General features: G+C 68.1%; 23 protein-coding genes. 10 read left to right on the top strand and 13 right to left on the bottom strand.

The genetic code is table 11. The annotated features are described in order from the left end of the window. Window positions 1–3 precede the first annotated feature (3 nt). Window positions 4–852 (bottom strand): ATP phosphoribosyltransferase, encoded by an 849-nt coding sequence (gene hisG, locus OG921_RS21980; protein WP_266114666.1) that lies wholly within the window; start codon window positions 850–852, stop codon window positions 4–6. A 96-nt stretch (window positions 853–948) separates the two neighbouring features. Then, a complete protein-coding gene (locus OG921_RS21985; protein ID WP_266114715.1) occupies window positions 949–1230 on the bottom strand; it encodes a phosphoribosyl-ATP diphosphatase in 282 nt (93 codons plus the stop codon). A gap of 84 nt (window positions 1231–1314) precedes the next feature. Here OG921_RS21985 and OG921_RS21990 point away from each other — a divergent pair, with 84 nt between their 5' ends. After that, complete coding sequence (locus OG921_RS21990; RefSeq protein WP_266114667.1) at window positions 1315–1968, top strand: nucleoside/nucleotide kinase family protein; 654 nt, start codon at window positions 1315–1317, stop codon at window positions 1966–1968. Between the two features lie 6 nt (window positions 1969–1974). Here OG921_RS21990 and OG921_RS21995 read toward each other — a convergent pair whose 3' ends face one another. From OG921_RS21995 to metH, 3 genes are read right to left on the bottom strand one after another with little or no spacing between them, the layout of a single operon-like run. Further along, complete coding sequence (locus OG921_RS21995) at window positions 1975–2649, bottom strand: HAD family phosphatase (protein WP_266114668.1); 675 nt, start codon at window positions 2647–2649, stop codon at window positions 1975–1977. Then, window positions 2646–3038 carry a VOC family protein gene (locus OG921_RS22000; RefSeq protein ID WP_266114669.1) on the bottom strand — a complete coding sequence of 131 codons (393 nt, stop codon included), beginning with the start codon at window positions 3036–3038 and terminating at the stop codon, window positions 2646–2648. The genes OG921_RS21995 and OG921_RS22000 overlap by 4 nt, the downstream gene beginning before the upstream one ends. Beyond that, complete coding sequence (gene metH / locus OG921_RS22005; protein WP_266114670.1) at window positions 3035–6601, bottom strand: methionine synthase; 3567 nt, start codon at window positions 6599–6601, stop codon at window positions 3035–3037. Before metH ends, OG921_RS22000 begins: the two co-directional genes overlap by 4 nt. A 95-nt stretch (window positions 6602–6696) precedes the next feature. On the opposite strand from metH, the gene OG921_RS22010 reads away from it, so the two are divergent. The 3 genes from OG921_RS22010 to OG921_RS22020 are packed head-to-tail and all read left to right on the top strand — an operon-like array spanning window position 6697 to window position 9745. Next, entirely contained in the window at window positions 6697–7626 is a 930-nt protein-coding gene (locus OG921_RS22010) for an LLM class flavin-dependent oxidoreductase (protein ID WP_266114671.1), read from the top strand. A gap of 55 nt (window positions 7627–7681) precedes the next feature. Further along, window positions 7682–8578, top strand: a complete 897-nt coding sequence (locus tag OG921_RS22015; protein WP_323182849.1) for a PAC2 family protein — start codon at window positions 7682–7684, stop codon at window positions 8576–8578. A 3-nt stretch (window positions 8579–8581) separates the two neighbouring features. Continuing rightward, window positions 8582–9745, top strand: a complete 1164-nt coding sequence (locus OG921_RS22020) for an MFS transporter (RefSeq protein WP_266114673.1) — start codon at window positions 8582–8584, stop codon at window positions 9743–9745. 8 nt (window positions 9746–9753) lie between these two features. On the opposite strand, the gene OG921_RS22025 is transcribed toward OG921_RS22020, so the two are convergent. The 3 genes from OG921_RS22025 to OG921_RS22035 are packed head-to-tail and all read right to left on the bottom strand — an operon-like array spanning window position 9754 to window position 11811. Next, window positions 9754–10149 (bottom strand): tautomerase family protein, encoded by a 396-nt coding sequence (locus OG921_RS22025; protein WP_266114674.1) that lies wholly within the window; start codon window positions 10147–10149, stop codon window positions 9754–9756. A gap of 51 nt (window positions 10150–10200) precedes the next feature. Continuing rightward, a complete protein-coding gene (locus tag OG921_RS22030; RefSeq protein ID WP_266114675.1) occupies window positions 10201–11085 on the bottom strand; it encodes a sterol desaturase family protein in 885 nt (294 codons plus the stop codon). Between the two features lie 12 nt (window positions 11086–11097). Next, window positions 11098–11811 carry a FadR/GntR family transcriptional regulator gene (locus tag OG921_RS22035; protein ID WP_266114676.1) on the bottom strand — a complete coding sequence of 238 codons (714 nt, stop codon included), beginning with the start codon at window positions 11809–11811 and terminating at the stop codon, window positions 11098–11100. Window positions 11812–12349: 538 nt separating this feature from the next. Between OG921_RS22035 and OG921_RS22040 the strand changes: the two genes are divergently transcribed. The 5 genes from OG921_RS22040 to OG921_RS22060 all read left to right on the top strand — a co-directional run bounded on the left by OG921_RS22040 (window position 12350) and on the right by OG921_RS22060 (window position 17355). Next, complete coding sequence (locus tag OG921_RS22040) at window positions 12350–12697, top strand: molybdopterin oxidoreductase (RefSeq protein WP_266114677.1); 348 nt, start codon at window positions 12350–12352, stop codon at window positions 12695–12697. Beyond that, the gene (gene nirB, locus OG921_RS22045) at window positions 12697–15165 is read left to right on the top strand and encodes a nitrite reductase large subunit NirB (RefSeq protein ID WP_266114678.1); all 2469 of its coding nucleotides are present in this window, start codon (window positions 12697–12699) and stop codon (window positions 15163–15165) included. Before OG921_RS22040 ends, nirB begins: the two co-directional genes overlap by 1 nt. Beyond that, a complete protein-coding gene (locus OG921_RS22050; RefSeq protein WP_266114679.1) occupies window positions 15162–15488 on the top strand; it encodes a Rieske 2Fe-2S domain-containing protein in 327 nt (108 codons plus the stop codon). The genes nirB and OG921_RS22050 overlap by 4 nt, the downstream gene beginning before the upstream one ends. 74 nt (window positions 15489–15562) lie before the next feature. Beyond that, window positions 15563–16471: an LLM class F420-dependent oxidoreductase gene (locus OG921_RS22055; RefSeq protein ID WP_266114680.1), complete on the top strand. Its 909-nt coding sequence runs from the start codon at window positions 15563–15565 to the stop codon at window positions 16469–16471. Next, on the top strand, window positions 16468–17355 hold the full coding sequence (locus tag OG921_RS22060) for an SDR family NAD(P)-dependent oxidoreductase (RefSeq protein ID WP_266114681.1): 888 nt from the start codon (window positions 16468–16470) through the stop codon (window positions 17353–17355). Before OG921_RS22055 ends, OG921_RS22060 begins: the two co-directional genes overlap by 4 nt. A gap of 51 nt (window positions 17356–17406) precedes the next feature. On the opposite strand, the gene OG921_RS22065 is transcribed toward OG921_RS22060, so the two are convergent. Further along, on the bottom strand, window positions 17407–17859 hold the full coding sequence (locus tag OG921_RS22065) for a nuclear transport factor 2 family protein (RefSeq protein ID WP_266114682.1): 453 nt from the start codon (window positions 17857–17859) through the stop codon (window positions 17407–17409). Between the two features lie 56 nt (window positions 17860–17915). Then, a complete protein-coding gene (locus OG921_RS22070; protein ID WP_266114683.1) occupies window positions 17916–18650 on the bottom strand; it encodes a hemerythrin domain-containing protein in 735 nt (244 codons plus the stop codon). A 116-nt stretch (window positions 18651–18766) separates the two neighbouring features. Between OG921_RS22070 and OG921_RS22075 the strand changes: the two genes are divergently transcribed. After that, a complete protein-coding gene (locus tag OG921_RS22075) occupies window positions 18767–22153 on the top strand; it encodes a BTAD domain-containing putative transcriptional regulator (RefSeq protein WP_266114684.1) in 3387 nt (1128 codons plus the stop codon). Between the two features lie 27 nt (window positions 22154–22180). Here OG921_RS22075 and mshC read toward each other — a convergent pair whose 3' ends face one another. The 3 genes from mshC to OG921_RS22090 form a co-directional block, all read right to left on the bottom strand. Next, the gene (mshC, locus tag OG921_RS22080; RefSeq protein ID WP_266114685.1) at window positions 22181–23422 is read right to left on the bottom strand and encodes a cysteine--1-D-myo-inosityl 2-amino-2-deoxy-alpha-D-glucopyranoside ligase; all 1242 of its coding nucleotides are present in this window, start codon (window positions 23420–23422) and stop codon (window positions 22181–22183) included. 112 nt (window positions 23423–23534) lie between these two features. After that, the gene (locus tag OG921_RS22085) at window positions 23535–24362 is read right to left on the bottom strand and encodes an SCO1664 family protein (RefSeq protein ID WP_266114686.1); all 828 of its coding nucleotides are present in this window, start codon (window positions 24360–24362) and stop codon (window positions 23535–23537) included. Next, window positions 24359–24949 (bottom strand): DUF3090 domain-containing protein, encoded by a 591-nt coding sequence (locus OG921_RS22090; RefSeq protein WP_266114687.1) that lies wholly within the window; start codon window positions 24947–24949, stop codon window positions 24359–24361. The genes OG921_RS22085 and OG921_RS22090 overlap by 4 nt, the downstream gene beginning before the upstream one ends. Window positions 24950–24955: the final 6 nt, after the last annotated feature.

The raw sequence follows: 24955 nt of genomic DNA on the forward strand, positions 1-24955 counted from the left end.
CGGTCAGAACCGGCAGGAACGGATGTCGGAGGCGAGAATCGCCTTCGCACCCATCTCCACGAGCTGATCCATGACGCCGTTGTGCGCCTTGCGGGGCACCATCGCACGCACCGCGACCCAGTTCTCGTCGGCGAGCGGCGAAACGGTCGGCGACTCCAGCCCGGGCGTGATCCGCACCGCCTCGTCGAGCAGCGCGCGCGGGCAGTCGTAATCGAGCATCAGGTACTGCTGCGCGAAGACCACACCCTGGATCCGGGCGACGAGCTGATTGCGCGACCGGTCCTGCGGGTCGGCGCCGTTCGCCTCGATGAGCACTCCCTCGGAGTCGCACAGCGAGTCGCCGAATGCGATGAGATCGTGCTGGCGAAGCGTTCGCCCCGAGCCGACGACATCGGCGATGGCGTCGGCGACGCCGAGCTGGATCGAGATTTCTACGGCGCCGTCGAGCCGAATCACTTCGGCTTGGAGGCCGCGGGACTTCAAGTCGGCCAGCACGAGGTTCGGGTACGAGGTCGCGATCCGCTTGTCGGAGAGATCCTCGACCCGCCAGTCCCGGCCTGCGGGCGCCGCGTAGCGAAAGCTGGACCGGCCGAAGCCGAGCGCGAGCCGTTCCTGCACCGGCGCGCCGGAGTCCAGGGCAAGGTCGCGACCGGTGATGCCGAGATCGAGCTCGCCCGACCCGACATAGATCGCGATGTCCTTGGGCCGCAGAAAGAAAAACTCGACCTGGTTGACGGGGTCGAGCACGGTGAGGTCGCGGGAGTCGGTGCGGCGGCGATAGCCGGCCTCGTCGAGGATGTGGGCGGCGGACTCGGAGAGCGAGCCTTTGTTGGGCACCGCGACGCGGAGCATGAAATCGGTCCTTTCGAAGTGGTCGGTCACCATGGGCGCGACCTGGTCGCGACGGTGTCGAAACGGCCGTCTACACGGCGGTGTCGATACGGCCGTCTACAAATGTCGGTAGACGTCTTCGAGGCTCAGGCCTCGACCGACCATCAGCACCTGGACCCAGTACAGCAGCTGGGAGATTTCCTCGGCGAGGGATTCGTCGCTCTCGTGCTCGGCGGCGAGCCATACCTCGCCGGCCTCCTCGAGCACCTTCTTGCCCTGGGTATGCACGCCGGCGTCCAATGCGGCCACGGTGCCCGAGCCCGCGGGGCGGGTGACGGCACGGTCCTGGAGCTCGGCGAACAGGGACTCGAAGGTTTTCACGAGGAGCCATTGTCTCAGGTCGGCTGCGCATCCGAAAATCCGCCCAAGCCCGCCGGTGTGCGGCGCGCGCCCATGAGCGGGCGCCGTCCTAGGGTCGGTGTCGTGGTGGCTGGGGTCATGCGCGCGCAGGTGCAGCACTGGATCGACGCCGGTGCCGCGCGGGGACAACCGCACCTGCTCGGGATCACCGGGCCGCCCGGCACCGGAAAAACGACGCTGACCGCCGCGATCGTGCGGTCCTTCGGCGCCGAACGGGTCGGAGTGCTGCCGATGGACGGCTTCCACCTGGCCAACGCGGTGTTGGAGCGGCTCGGCCGACGCGCGCGCAAGGGGGCGCCGGACACGTTCGACGCGGCGGGATTCGTCGTCGCGGTGCAACGCGTTGCGGCGTTGCGCCCGGGCGACCCGCCGGTATATGTGCCCGACTTCGACCGCGCCCTCGACGAGCCGGTCGCAGGATCGCACGCATTGCTGGCCGGGCTTGGATTGATCGTCGTCGAAGGCAACTACCTCGGGCTCGATACCGCGCCGTGGTCGCGCATCCGCGCGCTGCTCACCGAACTCTGGTATCTCGACAGCAGCACCGACGAGCGACTCGCCCGGCTGACCGCGCGGCATATCGCCGGTGGCCGCTCTGCGGAGGCCGCCCGGGTCTACGCGGCGGAGGTGGACGGGGCGAACGCAGGGCTTGTGGCGGACGCGCGCACCAACAGCGACCGCGTGCTCGGCGGCGAGATCCTCGCGGAGTTCGAGTGAGTCGGGTCAGCCCATCGCGTCGGCGTACACGCGACGCAGACCGGCGACATCGAGTCCGACCAACGACTCGCGCAGCACCACGCCAGGGCGCGGCACCACCGCCACCGTGGACGGAACCACCAGTACGGCGCAGCCCGCGGTTTCGGCCGCATGGGTCCCGGTCGGCGAGTCCTCGACGGCCAGGCAGCGCCCCGGATCGAGACCGAGCAGTTCCGCGGCACGCTCGTAGGGCTCCGGCTCGGGCTTGCCCGCCCTGACCTCGTCCCCACACACGACGGCGTCGAAATACTCGCGGCCCAGCGTGTTGAGCGCCTTCTCGGTGAGCACCCGTTCGGTGTTCGTCACCAGAGCGGCGCGCAGACCGGCGGCACGCACGGCCCGCAGGAGATCCTTCGCACCGGCACGCCACGGCAGGCCGGCGTCGAACATCTCCCCCACCCGGGTGCGTAGCCACTGCGCGGATTCCTCGAACGCGTCCGGTGTCGGGTCCACATCGCAGTAGGCGAAAACCTTGCTCAGCGCCCCGTACATGGAGTTGCCGAGGGTGGTTTCCCGGACCGCGGGGGTGAGCCGACGGCCGAGCCGCTCGGACAGGTCGTAGACGGCGTCGTCCCAGAGCACTTCCGAGTCGAGCAATGTGCCGTCCATATCCCACAGCACGGCGGCCAGGTGAGTGCTCACGCGGACCCTGCGGGATGTTCGGACTCGGTCCGGAAACAGAGGCAAAAGAAGTGCCCGGCCGGATCGCGGAACACCCGGAAACCGGGGTGCTCGGCGGAATCGTCGACGACCTCGGCGCCGAGTTCCACCACCCAGGCCTGGGCGGCGTCCATGTCGGTGACCTCGAAATCGAGGTGCGTATGCACACCTTCGGCCGGCCAGTCGAGCGGTGTGAAGTACGGCGCGAGCTGGAACGCCAACGCATGCCCGGCGGCACTCTTCGCGACGACCCAGTCTTCGTCCGCTCGGACGATCTCCCATCCGAGCACGGCGGAGTAGAAACGGGCCAGACCGATCGGATCCGGGCAGTCCAGGACCGGGTACTCGAGTTCGATCGACGGGCGCGTCATGCGTTGAAGTATTTCGCTTCCGGGTGCAGCAGCACGAACGCATCCGTCGATTGCTCCGGGTGCAGTTGCAGCTCCTCCGACAAGCGGACGCCGATCCGTTCGGCCTCGAGTAGCTCGACGAGCTTGGCCCGGTCGTCGAGGTCCGGGCAGGCGCCGTAGCCGAACGAGTACCGCGCACCCCGGTAGCCGAGCTTGAAATACTCCTGCACATCGGCCGGATCGTCGTCGGCGACCGCGTGGCCCTCGACCGTCAGTTCCTCGCGGACCCGGCGATGCCAGTACTCGGCGAGCGCCTCGGTGAGCTGCACACCGATGCCGTGCACCTCGAGGTAGTCGCGGTAGTTGTTCGCGGCGAACAGTTCGTTGGCGAAATCGGCAATCGGCTGCCCCATCGTCACCAGCTGGAACGGCAGCACGTCGACCCGGCCCGACTCGCGAGCATCGTCCCAGGACCGGATGAAGTCGGCGATGCACAGGAACCGGTCGCGCTGCTGGCGCGGGAAGGTGAACCGGAAGCGTTGCGTCGCATCGGGTTTGGGCTCGGTGAGCACGATGACGTCATCGCCCTGCGATACCGCCGGGAAGTATCCGTACACCACCGCGGCGTGCGCGAGCACACCGTCGGTGGACAACCGGTCGAGCCAGTAGCGCAGGCGCGGGCGGCCGTCGGTTTCGACGAGATCCTCGTAGCTCGGACCGTCGCTGCCCTTTTGACCGCGCAGGCCCCACTGCCCCAGGAACAGCGCCCGCTCGTCGAGCAGGCCGGCGTAGTCCGACAGCGAGACGCCCTTGACGATGCGGTTGCCCCAGAACGGCGGCGTCGGCACCGGGACGTCGGCCGCGACATCGGAACGCTCGGGCACCACGATGGGAACCTCTTCGGCCTTGCGCTTTTCGGCGATCCGCCTGCTGCGTTCGTGGCGAGCCTTGCGCTCGGCGGCCTTCTCGCGCCCGGCGATCGCCTCCGGCGAGTCCGGGTCCAGACCGCCGCCGCGCTTGCGGGTCATGATGGTGTCCATCAGCCGCAGGCCTTCGAACGCGTCGCGGGCGTAGCTGACGTCGCCTTCGTAGACCTCGGTCAGGTCGTTCTCGACGTAGGACCTCGTCAGCGCCGCACCACCGAGCAGCACCGGGAACTGTTCGGCCACTCCCCTCGTGTTGAGTTCCGCGAGGTTCTCCTTCATCACCACGGTCGACTTCACCAGCAGCCCCGACATTCCGATGACGTCGGCGCGCTTGTCGACCGCGGCTTCGAGAATCGACGAGATCGGTTGCTTGATCCCGAGATTCACCACCTCGTAGCCGTTGTTGCTCAAGATGATGTCGACCAGGTTCTTACCGATGTCGTGCACGTCGCCCTTGACGGTGGCGAGCACGATCCGGCCCTTGCCGTCGTCGTCGGTGGCTTCCATATGCGGTTCGAGATACGCGACGGCAGCCTTCATCACCTCGGCGGACTGCAGCACGAACGGCAGCTGCATCTGGCCCGAACCGAACAGCTCGCCGACCGTCTTCATGCCGGACAGCAGCGTCTCGTTGATGATCTGCAGCGGCGGCGTGGTCTGCATCGCTTCTTCGAGGTCGGTGTCGAGCCCGTTGCGGTCACCGTCGACGATGCGCTGCGCGAGCCGTTCGAACAGCGGCATCGCGGCCAGTTCGTCGGCCCGCGAGGCGCGCGCGTCGGCAGCGGAGACACCCTCGAACAGCGCCATCAGCGTCTGGAGCGGGTCGTAACCTTCACTGCGACGGTCATAGACCAGATCGAGTGCCACCTCGCGCTGTTCGTCGGGGATCCGGCTCATCGGCAGGATCTTCGACGCGTGCACGATCGCGGTGTCGAGGCCGGCTTCCACGCACTCGTGCATGAAGACCGAGTTGAGCACCTGGCGCGCCGCGGGACTGAGGCCGAAGGAAATATTGGACAGACCGAGGGTGGTCTGCACGTCCGGGCGCCGTTCCTTCAGCTGCCGGATCGCCTCGATGGTCTCGATGCCGTCCCGGCGGGACTCTTCCTGCCCGGTGCCCAGGGTGAAGGTGAGCGTGTCGATGATGATGTCGCTCTCGCGCAGCCCCCAGTTGCCGGTGATGTCCTCGATCAGCCGCTCGGCGATCTCGACCTTCTTCGCGGCGGTGCGGGCCTGCCCCTCTTCGTCGATGGTCAGCGCGACCACAGCGGCACCGTGCTCGGCCACGAGCGCCATGGTCTGCTGGAACCGCGACTCGGGTCCCGCGCCGTCCTCGTAGTTCACCGAGTTGACCGCACACCGGCCGCCGAGGTGTTCCAGCCCGGTGCGCAGCACATTGGTCTCGGTGGAGTCCAGCATGATCGGCAGGGTCGACGACGTGGCCAGCCGGCTCGCCAATTCACCCATGTCGACGGCGCCGTCGCGGCCGACATAATCGACGCACAGGTCGAGCATGTGGGCGCCGTCGCGGGTCTGGTCCTTGGCGATGTCGAGGCATTTCTGCCAGTCCTGCGCGAGCATCGCATCGCGGAATGCCTTGGAGCCGTTGGCGTTCGTCCGTTCGCCGATCATCATGATGCTGGCGTCCTGCTCGAACGGCACGGCGGTGTACATGCTCGCGACGGCCGGCTCGTGTACCGGTGTGCGCGGCGCCTTTTCGAGACCGTGCACGGCCTCGGCGACCTGCCGGATGTGTTCGGGCGTCGTGCCGCAGCAGCCACCGACCAGGGAAAGCCCGAACTCGGTGACGAATCCGCTGAGCGCGTCGGCGAGTTCCGCTGCGCCGAGCGGGTATTCGGCGCCGTTCGCGCCGAGCACCGGCAGGCCGGCATTCGGCATGACCGAGACCGGGACGCTCGCGTGCCGGGACAGGTGCCGCAGGTGCTCGCTCATCTCGGCCGGGCCGGTGGCGCAGTTGAGCCCGATCATGTCGATACCGAGCGGTTCGAGCGCGGTGAGTGCGGCGCCGATCTCGCTGCCGACGAGCATGGTTCCGGTCGTTTCCACTGTGACGTGGGCGATGATCGGCAGCCGTAGCCCGAGCTGCTGCATCGCCCGCTGCCCGCCGATCACCGCCGCCTTGACCTGGAGCAGGTCCTGGCAGGTTTCGATCAGCAGGGCGTCGGCACCGCCGTCGATCATGCCGAGGACGGCCTCGGTGTAGGCGTCGCGCAGCGCGGCGAACGGCGCGTGGCCCAGCGACGGCAGCTTGGTGCCCGGCCCGAGCGAGCCGAGCACGAAACGCGGGATGCCGTCGCGGCCGGGACCCATCTCGTCGGCGACCTCGCGCGCGATCCGGGTGCCCTTCTCGGACAGCTCCCGGATCCGGTCGGCAATGTCGTAGTCGGCGAGGTTGGGCAGGTTGCAGCCGAAGGTGTTCGTCTCCACCGCGTCCGCACCCGCCTCGAAATACGCGCGATGGATATCGCGCAGCACATCGGGCCTGGTGTCGTTGAGGATCTCGTTGCAGCCTTCGAGGCCCTGGAAGTCGTCGAGCGTGAGATCCGCGGCCTGCAACATCGTGCCCATCGCGCCGTCGCCGATGAGGACGCGCTTCGAGAGCGCATCGAGCAGGGCGGAGTGGAAGGGCAATGGCATGACAACAGGGTAATGGCTAGCCCGAACACTCCCGGTCCGCGGCCCACGCCCATCCGACCCGACTAAACTCGGGGCACCGAGTGGTCGGAGACAGGATGACCGCGTTGCGCTTCGGCGTCCACCTCCCGCAGATCGACTTCGGCGATCAGGCGTTCCACGTCGATCGCCTGGTCGAGTACACCGAAACCGCTGTCGCGCTCGGTTTCGACGCCATCGCTGCCAACGATCACCTGCTGTTTTCCGCCCCCTGGTTGGACGGGCCGACCGCACTGACCGCAGTCGTCGCGTGCTCCGCGGACGCGGCGCTGTTCACCACCGTGAGCAACCCGGTACTGCGCGGCCCGATGGCACTGGCAAAGACGCTGACCTCGATCGATGTCCTTTCCGGTGGGCGGCTCGTCGCCGCGATCGCCCCCGGGTCGTCGGCGGCGGACTACCGCAGCGCCGGGATACCGTTCGAGCAGCGCTGGCCACGATTCGACGAGGCGGTCGCCGCCACCAGGGCGATCCTGGGCGGCCGCGACTTCACCGGTCGGTACTACACGGTCGACGCCGAACCGCGCGCCGAACCGGTGCGCGGCGACGGCCCGCCGATCTGGATCGGGAGTTGGGGCTCGCCGGCCGGTCTGCGCCGCGTCGCCCGGTACGCCGACGGGTGGCTGGCCTCGGCCTTTCACTCGAGCACGGCGACCATCGCGGCCGGCCGCGACCGGTTGGACGACCTGCTCCTCGCCGAGGGCCGCGATCCCGCCGACGTTCCGCTCGCGGTAGCCACGTTGTGGTTCCACATCGCGGACGCCGACGACGCGGCCCGAATTCTGCGTGAACGCGTGGCGCCCGCGCTCGCCCAACCGGCCGACGCCCTGGCCGAGCGGGTCGCCTTCGGCCCGCCGCAGCGGGTGGCGCAACGCCTCGCTGGTTTGCATGCCGCCGGCGCGGGCCGGGTGTTCGTCTGGCCGGTCGCCGATGAGATCGACCAGTTGCGCCGCTTCGCCACCGATGTCGTACCGCTGCTGACCGGGTGACTCGGTCCGCGATCCCCGTCCGGCGCCCCGCATCCCGCGCAACGCTTACGCTGGCGTGGTGAGTGATGCAGAGTTTCCGGCAGTGCCGGAACCCGAACTGCCGAAGCTGCGTGACCCGTTCCTGGTCGCAGCGTTCGAGGGCTGGAACGACGCGGGCGATGCCGCCAGCGGGGCAGTCGAGCATCTGGAACTCATCTGGGACGCCGAACCGCTCGCGGACCTCGATTCCGAGGACTACTACGACTACCAGGTCAACCGGCCCACGGTGCGTCAGGTGGACGGGGTCACCCGCGAGATCCAGTGGCCGTCTTCGAGTCTGTCGGTGTGTTCGCCGCCGGGCAGTGACCGCGACGTCGTGCTGTTGCGCGGTATCGAACCCAATATGCGCTGGCGCAGCTTCTGCTCCGACCTGCTCGATTTCATCGATCAGCTCGGCGTTTCCACGGTGGTCATCCTCGGTGCGCTGCTCGCCGACACGCCGCACACCCGCCCCGTCCCGGTCACCGGCTCCGCGTACAGCAAGGAGCAGGCCGAGCGGTTCAACCTCGAGCAGACCCGCTACGAGGGCCCGACCGGAATCACCGGCGTGCTGCAGGATCAGTGCGTCAATGCCGGTGTGCCCGCGATCTCGTTCTGGGCCGCGGTCCCGCACTACGTGTCGCAGCCGCCGAACCCGAAGGCCACCATTGCGCTGCTGCGCCGGGTCGAGGACGTGCTCGACATCGAGGTGCCGCTCGGCGAACTGCCCACGCAAGCCGAGGAATGGGAGTCCGCAGTCAGCGACATGACCGCGGACGACGAGGAGATCAGCGAGTACGTGCGCTCGCTCGAGGAACGCGGTGACGCCGAGGTCGACATGTCGGAGACCATCGCGAAGATCGACGGCGACGCGATCGCAGCCGAGTTCGAGAAGTACCTGCGCCGCCGGGGACCGGGGAACTTCGGGCCCTAACCCGTGATCTCGACGAAGCCGTTCGGCCGGGCGGCGCTCTACGTCGGTGGATTCCTCGGCCCGTTCGGCGGCGGCGTGGTCAGCGCCATGTTGGTGGAAATGGGCGACGATTTCGACGTCAGCGTCGGGACCGCGGCCTCCTCGCTCACTGCCTACCTGTTCCCGTTCGCGGCGCTGCTGCTCGTCTCCGGCACCCTCGGCGCACGCTGGGGCGCCCGCCGCACTGTCCGGATCGCCTACTTCGTCTACATCGTCGCCTCGCTGACCTGCGCGCTCGCCCCGGTATTTGCGGTCCTGCAGGCCGGTCGCGTGCTGCAGGGCTGCGCGAATGCGTTCACCACGCCGTTGCTGATGGCGGCGCTCGCCGCGTCGACCCCGGCGCACCGGCTCGGCCGCGCGCTCGGCACCTTCGGCGCGTTGCAGGCGGCCGGACAGACCAGCGCACCGCTGGTCGGCGGTATCGCCGCGGAAGTCAACTGGCGGTGGGCGTTCGTGGTGATCGCGGTCGTCGCCGCTGCGCTGTGCGCGGTCGGCGTGCCGAAGTCCATGCGCCCGGACGGCTCCGACACCGAACGCTCCGAAACCGCACGCTCCGATACCCCGGCGCAGCGGCCACGACTGCGGGAGGCGATGCGCCCGGACGTACTGCGGATGGGCGGTGTTGCGCTGCTCGCGTGGGGTGCGCTCGGCGGACTGAGCTTCCTGGTGGCATTCCGGGTGCAAGACGATTTCGGCCTCGGCCCGACCGGTCGCGGCCTGGTGCTGACCTGCTTCGGCCTCACCGGCATCGTCGCGGCGCGGCCATTGGGGTCCGCGATCGACCGGATCGGCCCCCGGCGCGCGGTGCTGATCGGGTCGCTGTCCGGTGCGGTCCTGATCGCGACGACCGGGACCGCCGGCCTCCTCGCGGTCACCGTGGCGTCCTGGGCGGCGGCCGGTATCCCCGGACAATTGATGCTGGTCGGGGTCAACTCCGCAGTGCTCGGCTCCGGCGGCCCGAACCGCGGTGGGGCGGTGTCGGTGGTGCAGTCGTTCCGTTTCGCAGGGGCGGCGCTGGCACCACTGGTGCTGACACCGATCTACACCGAACACGCGGCGGCGAGCTTCCTCATCCCGGCGGTGCTGCTGGCCGTGCTCGCGCCGTTGCTCATGCCGAGACGCGTGTGACGGCTCGGTCAGACGTTCACATCGAAGCCGAGATCGACATCGCAGGCGGCTTGCCCGCCGCGGATTCCCCAGTTCTCGGTCGCGCTCTCGCGCAAGACGATCGTGACGTGGTTCGCGGGAATGCCGAGCGCCCCGAATCGGCCGACGATCTCCCGATAGAGATCGCGCTTGGCTTGCACGGACCGACCGGTGAAGCAATCGATGGAGACGAACGTGTACCGATCGGGATTCGTCAGGCCCGGTGAGTACGACAACCGGTGCGGCGCGTGTACGACCAGCCGCACATGCTTGTCCTGCGGCGGAATACGGAATGCGGCGACGAGCGCGCCGTGGACCGCATCGATGATGGCCGTCTCTTCCGCCTCGGTGTACTGGCGGCGAACCTCTATCTGTGAACTCGGCACGGTCATGATCCTCACACGGTCGAGTCCCCTCGTTCGACCCGTAGCTGGCCGTCAGCTGATCGGCACAGCCGATTGTGGTGCTGCCTGGATCGGTTCGGGTTGTGCGGGCTGCCAGCCCGGGCCACGGAACACGTGGCCGAAGCGATCCCGCCAGCGGCCCGCGGTGCGGACGTCACGCCAGATGTTGGCGTATTCACCGAAGGCGACGCGCACGGGATTGAACGTGTCGATGTTCTTGGTCAGTCCGTAGACGGGCCGTTCGCGCTCGCCGGCGAAGGTACCGAACATCCGGTCCCAGATGATCAGGATGCCGGCATAGTTCCGGTCCAGGTATGCCGGGTTGGACGCGTGGTGCACGCGGTGATGCGACGGCGTGTTCCAGATGAATTCGATGGGCCGCCAGAACTTCCCGACCCGCTCGGTGTGCACGAAGAACTGATAGAGCAGGCTGATCGATTGCTGCAGCAGGATCATCCACGGCGAGAAGCCGAGGAACGCCAGCGGCAGCCAGAACGGCAGCGAGGTCATCGGTGTCCAGGTTTGCCGCAGCGCCGTGGACAGGTTGAAGTAGGTGCTCGAGTGGTGCACGACGTGACTGCCCCACAGCACCCGCACGGTGTGATGTAGCCGGTGGAACCAGTAGTAGGCGAAGTCGTCGAGCAGGAACAGCGCGATCCAGGTCCACGGGTTTGTCGCCGACAAGTGCACCGGTGCAACGAGATACGCGGCCGAGTACACGGCGATCACGACCAGCTTCCAGCCGATGTTGATCACCACGTTGCCCAGCCCCATGCCGATGCTCGTCGAGGAGTCGCGCAGGTCATAGCCGCGGAATTGGCCGGATTGGTCGTCGTCGCGCAGGAAGCGGAACGACACGCCTTCGATGAGCATGGCGATCACGAAGACCGGGATCGCGTGCGCGATGAGATCGAACACTGGCCGGGCTCCCTATTTCGTCGCGACGAGGCGGTCGAGCCGATCGACTACACCACCGAGCAGGTCGGTCGCCATCTCGTGTGCGCGATCCGCGTCTCGGTGTGCGAGATGGCCGGCGAGGACGACGAGCGCGTCGCCGTCGGCGTACTCGTCGAGCAGTCCGGCGATCGTCTCCGGTCCGATCGCGTCGATCGCGGCGACGAGTGTGTTCAAGCCGAGCCGGTAGGCGATGTTCGCGCTGCCGTCGACGACCGCGGTCCAGAAGCGCAGGTTGGCAACGACCAGCACAACCGGATCCGAATCGGGTGGCGGGTAGCTGCGTGCGAGTTCGCCGATCCGTTCGATCGCGGCGTCGGTTCCGGTTTCGGCGCATAGTCGGGCCGCGTCGGCGCCGATCGAACGTCGCATCCGAACCATGTCGCGCAGGATCTGCACGGGATGAACCGGCGCGATTCGCGCGATGTCCACCAGGACGTCGAGGCCGGCACTGGTCCGCCAATCCAGCACACGCGTCGCGCCGCCCTGGGTGATCTGCACCAGTCCGCTCTGCTGCAGGCGCTTCAACGCTTCTCGCACGACATGCCTGCTGACCTGGAAGGACTCGGCGAGATCGCGTTCGGCGGGCAGCGCGTCGTCGGCGACGAAGCGGCCGGCGAGGATCTCCTCCACGAGCTGGGCGTACACCGCGTCGGACAGTGCGGTGCGCGAAACGGGTCCGATGGGCACAGGAAAAGGGTGCCGACCGAATGGCTCACTTGTCAACTGGTTGGACCAGTTGAGTTGTACTAACTAGTCGAGTCCGGTACGGCCCGCGGCCCAGTAGCCCTTGCCCTTTGTTCTCCGGGCCTTGCGCTTCCGTTGTCTGGCGTCGCGTCGCGTCGCAGCGCGTGCAAGCCAGGTTGTTTTGGGTGCTCGCGGCGGCCGACGAAAAACCCGCACCGGCCACTCGTGCGGGGTATGACGTCCCGGCCGGCGCGCCAGGAAGGATCGGCGTCATGAGTAGTCCGGACGACGCTGTCGGGGGTCGGCGGCGACTCGGCACAAGCGGTGTCACCGGACGCACCCTCCCGCGCCGTCGGCTACCGGAAATCGAGTGCATCCAGCAACGCCTTCCGCCGGTGCCACCGGTCAGACGCCCGGTACCTACATCACACCGACACCGCCCAGACCTGACAACACGGCGTACGAGGGTGAGAGGTCTTCCTGACTCCGCCGTTACGTCGCGGCAGTCACGGCGTGACGTCGCAACAGCACAGTCATGCCCATGGGCAGTACTCCGCGATTCCTCCAGGGTGTCTTCGCGTTCAAGGGCACCGGTCTCGACGACCCGCAGCCGATCGACGTATCCACCTCATACACAGTGCCGAGCGGGATCATCGCGCAGCCGTTGTATTTCCGCGGCGGAAACTCGTCGGGCGAACTCGTCGTCGTCACCCTGCTGCGCGACGGCGCACCGATGCGGATCTTCCCGATGGGTGCGCGGTCCTCGGTGAACGTGCCGCTGCGGGTGGTCGAGGATGTGGATCCCGATGTGGTACTCGAACTCGTCATCGCCGCGCCGGCCGGCTGCACCGGTGAGGTCGTGGTCGACTTCGGCCTGATGGAGATCTGATGCGCTTACTCGTTGTCGGCAACGGAATGGCGGGCGCACGCACCGTCGAGGAGATCATCACCCGCGACCCGGACCGCTTCGAGATCACCATGATCGGCGATGAGCCCTACGGCAACTACAACCGAATCATGTTGTCGCACGTGCTGTCCGGCGAGTCGAGCACCGACGACGACGATCTGATGCTGAACCCGATGAGCTGGTACACCGAACACGGCGTCACGCTCTACTCCGGTGACCGCGCGATGCAGCTCGACCGGTTCGCGAAGCAGGTCACCTGCGAGAGCGGCCGCGTCGTGGACTACGACGTGCTGATCATTGCTACCGGTTCGAACACGTTCTTCCCCAACATGGACGGCCTGCGCGAACCGGACGGGCGGCTCGGACGCGGCGTGTTCGGTTTCCGCACCATCGCCGACACCAACGGCATGCTGCAGATGGCGCACTCGCGCGACGACATCCGCGCGTGCGTGATCGGCGGTGGACTGCTCGGCCTGGAGGCCGCATACGGGCTGCGGACCCAGGGCCTCGACGTCGACGTGGTGCACTCCCCCGGCCACCTGATGAACCAGCAGCTCGACGAGCGCGGCGGGCATCTGCTGCGCAGGAAGATCGAAGCACTCGGCGTCGGCGTGCACACCGCTCGACGTACCACCGCGGTGCTGCGCGACGACGCCGGCCGAGTGAGTGGAGTCGGCTTCACCGACGGAAGCTCGCTACCCGCCGACATGGTCGTGGTCACCGCAGGCATCCGACCCAACGTCGAGTTCGGCCGCCGCGGCGGCCTGGTGGTCGAGCGCGGCATCGTCGTCGACGACCAGATGCGCTGCGAGGACGAAGCATCCATCTACGCCGTCGGCGAATGCTGCCAGCACCGCGGCGAAGTGTACGGTCTCGTCGCTCCGCTGTGGGAGCAGGCCGTGGTCCTCGCCGACGTGCTCACCGGGTCGAATCCCGACGCGGCGTACCACGGTTCGCGGCTCACAACCAAGCTCAAGGTGGCCGGTGTCGATGTCGCGGCGATGGGCGTGCAGGGTCCGGAGCGCGACGACGACGAGTTCGTCCAGTTTTACGAACCGCGCACCGGTACCTACAAGAGCGTCGTTGTGCGCGACAACAAGCTGATCGGCGCCACACTGCTCGGCGACGTGAGCAAGGTCGGTTTCCTCTCGCAAGCCTTCGACGAGAAGGTGCCGCTGCCCGAGGAACGCATTTCGATGCTGTTCGACCTCGGCACACCGAGCGCGGCAACCGGCGCCGCGGAATTGGCCGACGACGCGCAGGTGTGCAACTGCAACGGCGTGAGCAAGGGCGACATCGTCGGATGTGTGCATGCCGGTGCGTCCACCGTCGCCGAGGTCGTCGCCAAGACCCGGGCGGGTAAGGGCTGTGGATCGTGCAAGGGACTGGTCGCCGACATCGTTGCGTGCGCGGCGGGTGGCGCGCTCGCGGTCGATCCCAGCGCGGACTGGTACGTGCCGTGCATTCCCATGTCCAAGCCGGAACTGATTGCCGTCGTGCGCGAACGCGGTCTGAAGTCGGTCTCGGAGGTGTTCGCGAAGCTGTCCACCGAGGGCGAGGTGGCCACTGCGAAGATGCCGCTCGCATCGCTGCTGCGGGTGGTGTGGGGCTCGGACTGGGTGCCGGAGTCGGGCGCGCTGTTCATCAACGACCGCGTGCACGCCAATATTCAGCGCGACGGCACGTTCTCGGTGGTGCCGCAGATGAAAGGTGGCGTCACCAACCCGGATCAGTTGCGCCGCATCGCCGATGTGGCCGACAAGTACGCGATCCCGATGGTGAAGCTCACCGGCGGTCAGCGCATCGACCTGTTGGGCGTGAAGAAGGAAGACCTGCCCAAGGTGTGGGGCGATCTGGACATGCCGTCCGGGTACGCGTACGGCAAGAGCTTCCGGACCGTGAAAACCTGTGTGGGAACAGAGTTCTGCCGGTTCGGACTCGGTGATTCCACCAACCTCGGCATCGCGATCGAGGAACGGTTCCAGGGCCTCGAGTCCCCCGCAAAGCTGAAGCTCGCCGTAACCGGATGCCCGCGCAACTGTGCGGAGGCGTTGTGCAAGGACTTCGGTGTCGTCGCGATCGGGGACGACAAGTGGGAGATCTACGTCGGCGGCGCCGCGGGGGCGCATATCCGCAAGGGTGATCTGTTCGCGACCGCGACCGGTGCCGACGAGGTCCTCACCTTTGCCGCGCGCTTCATCCAGTACTACCGGGAGCACGGGAAGTGGCTCGAGCGCACCTACACCTTCGTGCCGCGGGTGGGTATCGAGGAACTGCGCCGGCTGTTGATCGACGACGCGGACGGGATCTGCGCGGCACTGGAGGAGCGCATGGACACCGCGATTGCCGGCTACACCGATCCGTGGTTGGAGCGGGCCAAGCCGCGTTCACCTGCCCAGTTCCAGCCGGCGCTGCCGCTGCTGCCGCTGCCGAAGGTGCCGGTCCGATGACCACGGCGACCGGGACCTGGACGAAGGTCGGTGTGGTTGGCGACCTGACGCCGGGCGAGGGACGCACGTATGTGGTGGCGGGCAGCCAAGTGGCGGTGTTCCTGCTCGCCGACGGCACCCTCCGCGCGACCGCCGCCGTCTGCCCACACCGCGGCGGGCCACTGGCCGACGGCCAGATCGACGGCGCGGTCGTGGTGTGTCCGCTGCATCAATACGCGTTCTCGCTCGACACCGGCATCTGCGCCGATAACGTCGGCGCGGTCGCGGTCTTCCCCGCCAGGGTGGTAGCGGACGCGATCGAGATCGGCGTACCCGGCGCGTAGTAGAACCTTCCTATCCAATATTGAGAGCGCTATTCTCGCCTGGACAGCAATTGACAGCTGAAGGGCGGTGCAGTGTGGCGCTGCAGTTCATCTACCACTACCCGGAGACCGCGGGCGCCGAGGGCGACCTGTTGGACGCGGGCGACCTGCGCGAAGTCGCAATCACCGCCGAACGCGTCGGGTTCGATGCCCTCTCACTGAGCGAGCACCCGGTACCGGGAGCACGCTGGCTCGGCGCCGGCGGGCACCAGACGATCGACCCCCTGGTCGCGCTCGGCTACGTGGCCGGTGCGACCACCCGGCTGAAGCTGCTCACCTACCTCGCCGTCGCGCCCTATCGCAATCCATTCCTGCTGGCCAAGGCCGCCGCGACCTTGGACAAGCTCTCCAGTGGACGCGCGATCCTTGGGCTCGGTGCGGGATATCAGAAGAGTGAGTTTCACGCACTCGGTGTCGACTTTGCCGAACGCAACGCACTATTCGACGAAGCGCTCGACGTGCTGCCCATGCACTGGAGCGGCGAACCGTTCAGCTATCAGGGACTTCATTTCAACGCCCGCGACGTGGTCGCGCGGCCGCGGCCCGTGCAAGATCCGATCCCGATCTGGATCGGCGGCAACTCGCAGTTGAGCCGCCGCCGCGCCGCGGAGCGGGCGCAGGGCTGGATGCCGATGTCGGGTGGCGCGGAACTCAGTACAACGGCACGAACGCCGTCGCTGGGCGGCGTGTCCGATCTCGCCGCAGCCATCGCGGAGCTCCGCGAGAAGGCCGCCGCGACCGGACGTACCGACCACATCGATGTCGTGTACTCCTACAGCGGCAACGGCATCGATGCGCCGACCGTCGATGCGGACCGGCATCGTGACGCGTTCGCCGAGCTCGAAGCCGCCGGTGTCACCTGGGTGGTCGTCTCCGACCGCACCGCAACGGCCGCGGCGACCTTCGAATTCATCGAATCCTTCGGCGCCACCTACCTCGCATGAGCACGGAGATCGATCCGGTGACCCAGACCGATACCGCGGGCTGGTTCGAGCGGCGCAGCGGCTTGGCCGGGACCGTCGCGCTCATCACCGGCGGCGCCGGAGGTCTCGGCGCGGCGATCGCCCTCGACCTGGCCGCCAACGGTGTTCGCCCTGCGGTCATCGACCTCGACCCGACGGCGGTCGACGACCTGCGGGGGACGCTCGCCGAGCTTGGCCACGACTCGATCGTGCAGCACGGCGATGCCCGCGATCCGGACGCGCTCGCGGCCTTGTTCGCCGCCGTCGATGACAGGTGGGGGCGGCTGGACACGCTGGTGAACGTCGTGGGTGGGACCTTCCGTGCGCCGTTCCTCGACACCACGCCGAAGGGCTGGGACGCGTTGCTGCGCACCAACCTGCACCATGTGCTCTATGCCTGCTCGGCAGCAGCACCGCGGATGCAGACGGGGGGTCGCGGCGGCAGCATCATCAATATCACCACCATCGAAGCGCACCGGGCCGCACCGGGATTCGCGGTGTACTCCGCCGCGAAGGCCGCCGTCGAACAGTTCGCCCGCACCCTCGCGGTGGAACTCGCGCCGGACGGCATCCGGGTCAACAACATCGCTCCCGACTACGTGCCGACACCCAACCTCGCCCGGCTGTCCAATGGCGAGGACCCGATGTCGGATCCGGTCGGCGGTGCGGTGGCGATTCCGATGGGTCGCGTCGGCCGGGTCGAGGACGTGTCGGGGTGCGCGGTGTTCCTCGCGTCCGCGCTGTCCTCGTACGTCACCGGAACGACACTGCACCCCGACGGGGGCACCTTCGCCTCGTCGGGGTGGTTCAACTGGCCGGGTGAGGGCTGGGCCAATCACGTTCCGCTGGAACACCTGGGGCGCTGACCGACGCGGGGTTCGCGAGTCGGCGACTCGCAAACCCCGCGCGGTTGAGCTCTATTCGACGAAGCCGAGGTGCCGCAGCAGGTCGGCGTGCGCGAACTGACCGTAGTACTCGCGCATGTGCGCGATCTTGCCGTCGCGGAACGTGACCCGGATCGCCAGCCGGTTCTCGTACGTGTACCCATCGGCGAGTTTCCCGATCATCTTCTCCTCGATGATGGCAACGTCCGGGTCCGCCGTCTGATGGAAGACGAGATCGGTCACGCCGAGCTCCGTCACTGCGGCCGTGAGGCCGCCAAAAACGGCACGCAGCGCGTCGCGGCCGGCGATGACGGCATCGAGGCCCGGCACCGGCAACGCCGCCTCGTATATTCCATCCTCGCACCAGGTTTCGATGAACTCGTCGACCCGGCGGGCGAAGAGCAACCCGCTCGATCGTGTCCACAACTCCTCGTTGCGGGTGCGGACGGCAGCCAGGTCGGCGTAGTTGGTTTCCGTGGTGGTCATCGTGCTCTCCTATCGGGTTGGGTGTTGCGTCTTTGCTGGGCCAGAACCCTGCGGGGTCAGAATCCGGCGCGCGGGAGCGGGCTTGGGGTGCCGTGAATCCGGCTGGCGTAGCGGCGGAACGAGCGCCGCGCGAGCGGCGGCAACACGACGCGGACGGGAGCGGAAAGCTTCGCCGATTCGAGTGCGATGACGTCCGGGTCGCCCTCGTAAAGCATCATTCCGAAGCCGACCAAGGTCATGCGCTTCGGAATCGAGGACATCCCCAGTTCGGTGAAGTGGTCCCACTCGGCGGCGGTGACGTGTCGCGCCATGATCGGCAGCAGGCGCGTCTCCTCGGCCTCGAGGTGCTCGACGAGCGCTGCCGACAGCACGGTGAGCAGGTCCGCGAGTTCCGCGCCGTCCGTCGCCGCCGCGCTGGCTCGCCACCGATTCGTCGCGGCCGGAACCTGGTCCAACAAGCTCGCGACCACCTCGTGCTGGGATTCCATCAGGTGCACCAGCGGTGCGAGGCGATCCGGAACCCGCTCCAGCAGCGGCTCCCACAGCACCTCGTCCTCGATGGTGTGGTGATGGTGCAGCAGCGAGGTGAACAGCAGCACGTGGTCTGCGACGACGCCGGCCCGCCGTCGGTCGCCGTCGCGCACTGCGCGCACCGCGGCGGGGGCCAGCCCGATCTCGCGTCGGAAGCTCGTGTGGGCGACGAGCATCATTCGCACGTCCGTCAGTCCCGTCCCGTGCAGGGCCGGTTCGCCCGCCGTGGCGACGGCCCGTGTCATCTCGGTCTCTGTCATGGCGATCTCCTCGGTAGTCCGGTCCGGTTTCCCGGGTGAACACCATGCTCGGATCCCGACCTCGAGCCGATCTCGAGAAACTCTTGGAAGCCGTCCGATGCCCTAGCATCAGCGCCATGCAGTGCCACGTGCTCGGGCCGGTGCAGGCCACCGGCCCCGGTGGCGCAGTCGCACTCGGCGGAGGCAAGCAGCGCACCCTGTTCGCTCTGCTCGTCGCCCGGGCGGGCGAGGTTGTGCCGGTGGACCGACTCGTGGACGAATTGTGGGGCGAGGACCCGCCGGAAAAGGCGCTCGCCTCCGTGCAGTCCTATGTCGCGAACCTCCGGCGCGCGCTGGCGCCCGCGGGTGGCGGAAAGCAGTTTCTCGTCACGCGCCGCCCGGGCTATTTGCTCGACCTGGATCCGGGGAACGTGGACGCCACCGAGTTCGAGGAACTCATCGGTGCGGCGCGGCTGTGCCTCGACGACGATCCGCACCGAGCCCGATCGCTGCTCGAGCGCGCCGAGGCGCTCTGGCGCGGCGGCGCGTACGCCGATGTCGCGGCGGCGCCCACCCTCGCTGCCGAATCGACCAGACTCGGTGAGTTACGGGCACTCGCGCGCGAGGAAGGCTGGCGAGCCGAACTGGCGCTCGGAGCGCACGAGCGTGTGATCGGTGAGCTGGAATCCTTCGTAGCCGCCGAACCGCTCCGCGAGAGCGTCTGGGGCCTGCTGGCGTTGGCTCTGTATCGGTCGGGGCGCCAGGCAGATTCGTTGGCGGCGCTCGCCCGCGCTCGCACTGTGCTCGGCGATGAGCTCGGCATCGACCCCGGCCGCGACCTGCAGCGCCTCGAGCATCGAATCCTGCGGCAGGACAGCGATCTCGACGTTTCGCCGTTCGTTCCAGTTCCTGCACCCGCAGGCGAGCGCCTCCTCGGTCGGGCCGCCGAGCTCGAGCGGTTGCAGTCGCTGCTGGACGAGGCGGTGGCCGGACGCGGCTCCGCAATCCTGCTGACCGGTGAACCGGGCATCGGCAAGTCCACTCTCGCAACGGCGCTCACCGCAACGGCCGGCGCGCGGGGGCTGCGCACCGGGTGGGGCGGCGCGGACGACTCTCGGTCGGCGCCCACGCTGTGGTCGTTGAGTTTGGCGATCGGCGACCTCCTGACCGGCCTCGAGGGCGATGTCCGCGCACGCCCGGGTGACGCGGATGTACTCACGACGCTGCTACCCGACCTTGCCTCGGGCGCGACGCCTTCGAGCGTCTACGACCTGGACACCGAGAGTTTCCGCCTGGCGCGCGCGCTTTCCTCGGTGCTCACCGAGGTAGTCGGCCCATGCGTGCTCGTGCTCGACGACATTCAATGGGTCGACGACCCGACCTTGCGGACGTTGCGCGCATTGCTACCGCTGCTTGCCCGCGTTCCAGCTGTCGTGGTTGCCATCGCCCGCGATACCGAGACCACCTCGCCATTGCTGTCCGCACTCGTCGCGGACCTTACCCGGCTGAGCCCGCGAATCCACCTCGACGGTCTCGGCGATGCCGACATCGAAGAGTTCAGCGAGCGTCACGCCGGGGTTGTGCCGGCACCGGAAATTGTTGCTGCACTACGAGATCAGACCGCAGGGAATCCCTTCTATCTCGGCGAACTGGTAACCGCGCTCGCCGAACGTGACGGCCTGCACGACCCGGCCCGCATCGCCGACCTCGACGTGCCCGACGGGGTGCGCGACGTGGTTCGCGCGCGGCTGCGCACCCTGCCCGCCGGGGTCGAAACATTCCTCGCGACCGCCGCCATTGTCGGCCACCGGTTCGATTACACCATCGTCGGTTCCGCCGCTGACCTGTCGCCGGCCGTGGTTGCCGACACTGCGCAGAGTGCCCGCGCCAACGGCTTCGTCGTCGCGGTAGGCAGCGAGGGCGCAGCGTTCCGGCATGCCTTGGTACGCCAGGCGATCGAGAGCGGACAACCGGTGCAGGAGCGGCGTCGGCTGCACGCGCGCGTCGCTGCGGCGCTTGCGGCGGCACCTGTCGCCGACTCGTCTACACGAGATTCTGCTGTTGCCCATCACTATTCCGAGGCCGGTCCCGATTTCGTCACGCTGGCCGCCCGAGCCGCAACGGTCGCGGCTGAGGCGGCGGAGGGCCGCGCGGCGTTCGACGAGGCACGTCAGATGTACGAAATCGCGGTCGCGGCAGATGAACTGGACCCGGAGTCGGACAACGGGTACCGGCTCCGTGTTGCCCTCGCGCGCGTCCAGAAGCGCTGCGGAAACGAACGCGAAGCCTGGCGCAATGCGCACCTCGCCGCGCAGGCCGCGCTGGACGCCGGCCGCGTCGTGGATGCTGCCGAGGCGGCCGTCACGGTCAGTGCGGACGCAATCTGGAGTTGGCGCGAATACCGGGAGGTCGACTTCGCGGCGATCTCGTTGTTCGACAAGCTCGTCGACTCGATCCCGCACGAGCAGGCCGCGCTGCGCGCCAACCTGCATGCCGCGCTCGCTGCCGAGCTCTATTACTGGCCCGAACAGTCCGATCGCGCCGTGGCTCTGTCCGATCTCGCGGTGGACCTAGCGCGCGCTCATGGCGCTGCTTCGGACCTCGCCCGGATTCTCGAATTGCGGCACGTAGCCATCGAACGCCCCGCGACGCTCGCGGATCGGCTGCAGACGTCGGCGGAACTCGTCTCGATTGCCGAGACCCGATACGACGAGGTGGGGCTATCCCGCGCGCTGATATTCCGCGGCCGAGACCGCGTCGAAGCCGGCGATTTCGCCGCCGGTGCCGCGGACTACGACCGAGCGGGCCGGATCGCTCGGCGGCTGGAGTTCGCCCCGGTGCTGGTGATCCTCGCGTGGTGGGAGGCAGCCAGGAGCATCGCTGCCGGCCGGTTCACAGACGCCGCTGCGGCCATTGAGCGTGCTGCAGAATTGCACGGCCGTACCAGTCTGCCGGGCGCGGACGCTATCCCGCTGCTGATCACGTCATCGCTGCATATCGCGCGCGGAACGGTGGATCAGGCCGCCGGCTACTTCGCCGAGGTCGCGGCGGCGACCGGGCTCGGCCTGCTCGAAGACCTGCGCGATCTGGCGCTGGGTGAGGGCACAGCAGGCGCATCGCCCCCACCGGACTATGTCTGGCTGGTCCATCAGTCGGTGCGTGCTCGGCTGATCGCCGCGCACGGTTCGGCGGCGGCCGCTGCCGAACTCGAAGCTGAACTGCTTCCCTACGCCGGTCGGATCGCGATCGGTGGGACGGGAATCTGCGTTCTCGGCACGGTCGACCACGACCTCGGCCTGCTCGCGCGTGCGCGCGGCGACCTCGGCACGGCTATCGACCGCTTCCGTACCGCTCTGGATCTGGAGATTGAAAGCGGACTGCACGCCTACGCGGCGGCGACGCTGACCGAACTCGCACGAACGCTGAGGCAGCGAGGCAACGGAGCCGACGGCGACGAGGCCGCCGAATTCACCACCCGCGCACGTGCGATGGCAGAGCGGACCGGGCAAAGCCTGTCCGGCTGACCGGCTAGCGACCGGTCTGATCCACTGTCAGCGCAGCCGCACCCCGAGTAGTGCATCGACCGCACCAACGATTTGCCCCGGTGCGTCCGGGTCCGAACCGCCGTATTCGATTGCGCGATAGGCCCAATCGTCGATGGCGTCGAGCGACTTGGGGGTGTCCAGGTCGTCGGCGAGGTGCTGACGCAGTCGCGCGATCGCATCGTGGGCGGACGGCCCCGTTTCGACCGCAGCCGCCGCACGCCAGCGTTGCAACCGGGCCTGCGCCGCGTCGAGCACATCGGGGGTCCACGGGCGGTCGGTCCGATAGTGCCCGGAGAACAGACCGAGCCGGATCGCGCCCGGATCCACCTGCTGTGCAAGCAATTTCGAGACGAAGACGAGATTGCCGCGGCTCTTCGACATCTTCTCGCCGTCGAGGCCGATCATGCCGGTGTGCACGTAGTGCCGGGCAAAACGCCGTCCCGCGACAACGGCCTCGGCGTGCGCGGCGGAGTACTCGTGATGCGGATAGATGAGGTCGCTGCCGCCGCCCTGCACGTCGAAGCCGGAGCCGATGCGGTTCAACGCGATTGCGGCACATTCGATATGCCAGCCCGGCCTGCCCCGGCCGAACGGCGAAGGCCACGACGGCTCACCCGGACGCGCGGCTCGCCAGACCAACGCGTCGATCGGGTCGCGCTTGCCCGGCCGTTCGGGATCACCGCCGCGTTCGGCGAACAGGCGTTCCATGGTCGCGCGGTCGTAACCGGACTCGTAGCCGAATTGTTCGGTGGCATCGGCGCGGAAGTACACGTCGGGGTACTCGGCGTCGTCGACGACATAGGCGGCTCGCGCGGCGACGAGCTTCTCGACGAACTCGACCACCTCGTGCACCGATTCGACGGCACCGACGTAGTGCCGCGGCGGCAGGACGCGCAGCGCCTGCATGTCCTCGCGGAACAGCGCGGTCTCGCGCGAACCGAGCTGCATCCAGTCCATGCCGTCGCGCTCGGCCCGTTCGAACAGCGGATCGTCGACGTCGGTGATGTTCTGCACGTAGTGCACGTCGTGGCCGGCGTCGCGCCACACCCGGTTGACCAGATCGAAGGTCAGGTAGGTGGCGGCGTGCCCGAGGTGCGTGGCGTCGTACGGGGTGATCCCGCATACGTACATCGTCGCAGTCCGGCCCGGCGTCACCGGCCGCACGCGGCGATCAGCGGTATCGAACAACCGCAACGGCGGGCCCGATCCGGGCACGTCGGGTACGGGTGTCTCGGACCAGGACTGCATAGCAACGAGCCTAGCGAAGCGCGGCAGTGCGGTTTTCCTGGGTCGGAACGCGAGCCGCCGTCAGGGTCGGAATGCGGGCCACTTCTGGGTCGGAATGCGGGCCACTTCTGGGTCAGAATGCGGGCCACGGAATCGGGCGGTGCGTGCGCGGCCTCGGCATCACCGGCCGCTCCAACAATTCGGTGACCCGTGCGGAAAAGGCGTCGATCTCGTCGTCGGTGATATGCGCGGACAGTCGGTCGGCGACCGCGCCCGAGGCGACCCGGCTCAGGGCGAGGACGTCGGCCATCAACCCGTCGTCGATTGCCTCATCTGCCCAGCCCCACAGAACGGTCCGGAGTTTGTGCTCCTCGTGCATGCTGATGCCGTGGTCGACGCCGTACACCTGACCGTCGAGGCCCTCGAGCGCATGCCCGCCCTTGCGGTCGGCGTTGTTGATCAACACGTCGAGCACCGCCACCCGCAGCAACCGAGGATCGTCGGCGTGAATCAACGAGACTTCCTCACCGTTCGCGCCGTAGGCCTGTAGCACCTCGCGGAACCCCTCCGGCACAACACCGCTGGGCACGATGTCGATCAGGTCGAGCCGATCGCCGTCCTCGGTGTGGTTGTCCACCGAATCCACCCAGCGCTGCACCATGCCCGGCCCGAGCGGCCCGTCGCGCAGGATCGTCTCCGGGATCACCCCCCAGCCCAGCGACTGCGACACGATGTAGGCCGCGACCTCCCGGCCGGCGAGCGTCCCGTCCGGGAAGTCCCACAGCGGGCGCTCCCCTTTTACCGGCTTGTAGACGCAGCGCAGCGTCCGGTCACCCGACGTGACGTCGGCGACCAGCGTGACGTTGCTCGCGGTGCTGATCCGGCCGATAACCCGCAGTTCGCCGCGTGCGAGCAGCTCACTGCCGGTGCCGGTGTCGGGTCCTTCGGGTAGCGCGGTCACGTGTCGTCGCCGAACTCCTCGGCGGCATCGAACACCTCGCCGCGTCGGTACCCATTCGTCCGCACGCACATGTGCCCACTCGCCGCCAACGGCTCGCCGCACAGCGGGCACGGCGGGCGGCCCGCGGACACGACCCGCTCGGATCGCGTGGTGAACTCGCGGGCCTGAATCGGGGTGAGGAACACGCGAACTGCGTCGGGTCCCTCCTCGGTGTCGTCGAGCACGACCGACTCGTCCACCTCGGCATCGGTCACGGCAAGCAACTCGACCACGACCGCCTCGGATTCGGCATCCCAGCCCAGACCCATCGTGCCGACCCGGAATTCGACGTCGACCGGCATCTGCAGCGGGCTCGTGTCGACGTCTTCCAGTTCGGGCGGGATGGCGGTGCCGAACCTGCGGTGCACCTCCTCGAGCAGCAGTCCCATGCGGTCGGCGAGCACCTGCACCTGCTGCTTCTCCAGCGCCACGCTCACTACCCGCGCCTCGTGGACGGCCTGCAGGTAGAAGGAGCGATCTCCAGGTTCACCGACCGTGCCGGCGATGAACCGATCAGGAGTGCGGAACACATGGATCGCGCGGGGCAACTTCCA

Origin of the sequence: Aldersonia sp. NBC_00410, from assembly GCF_026342035.1 — a bacterium.
Classification (GTDB): Bacteria; Actinomycetota; Actinomycetes; order Mycobacteriales; family Mycobacteriaceae; genus Aldersonia.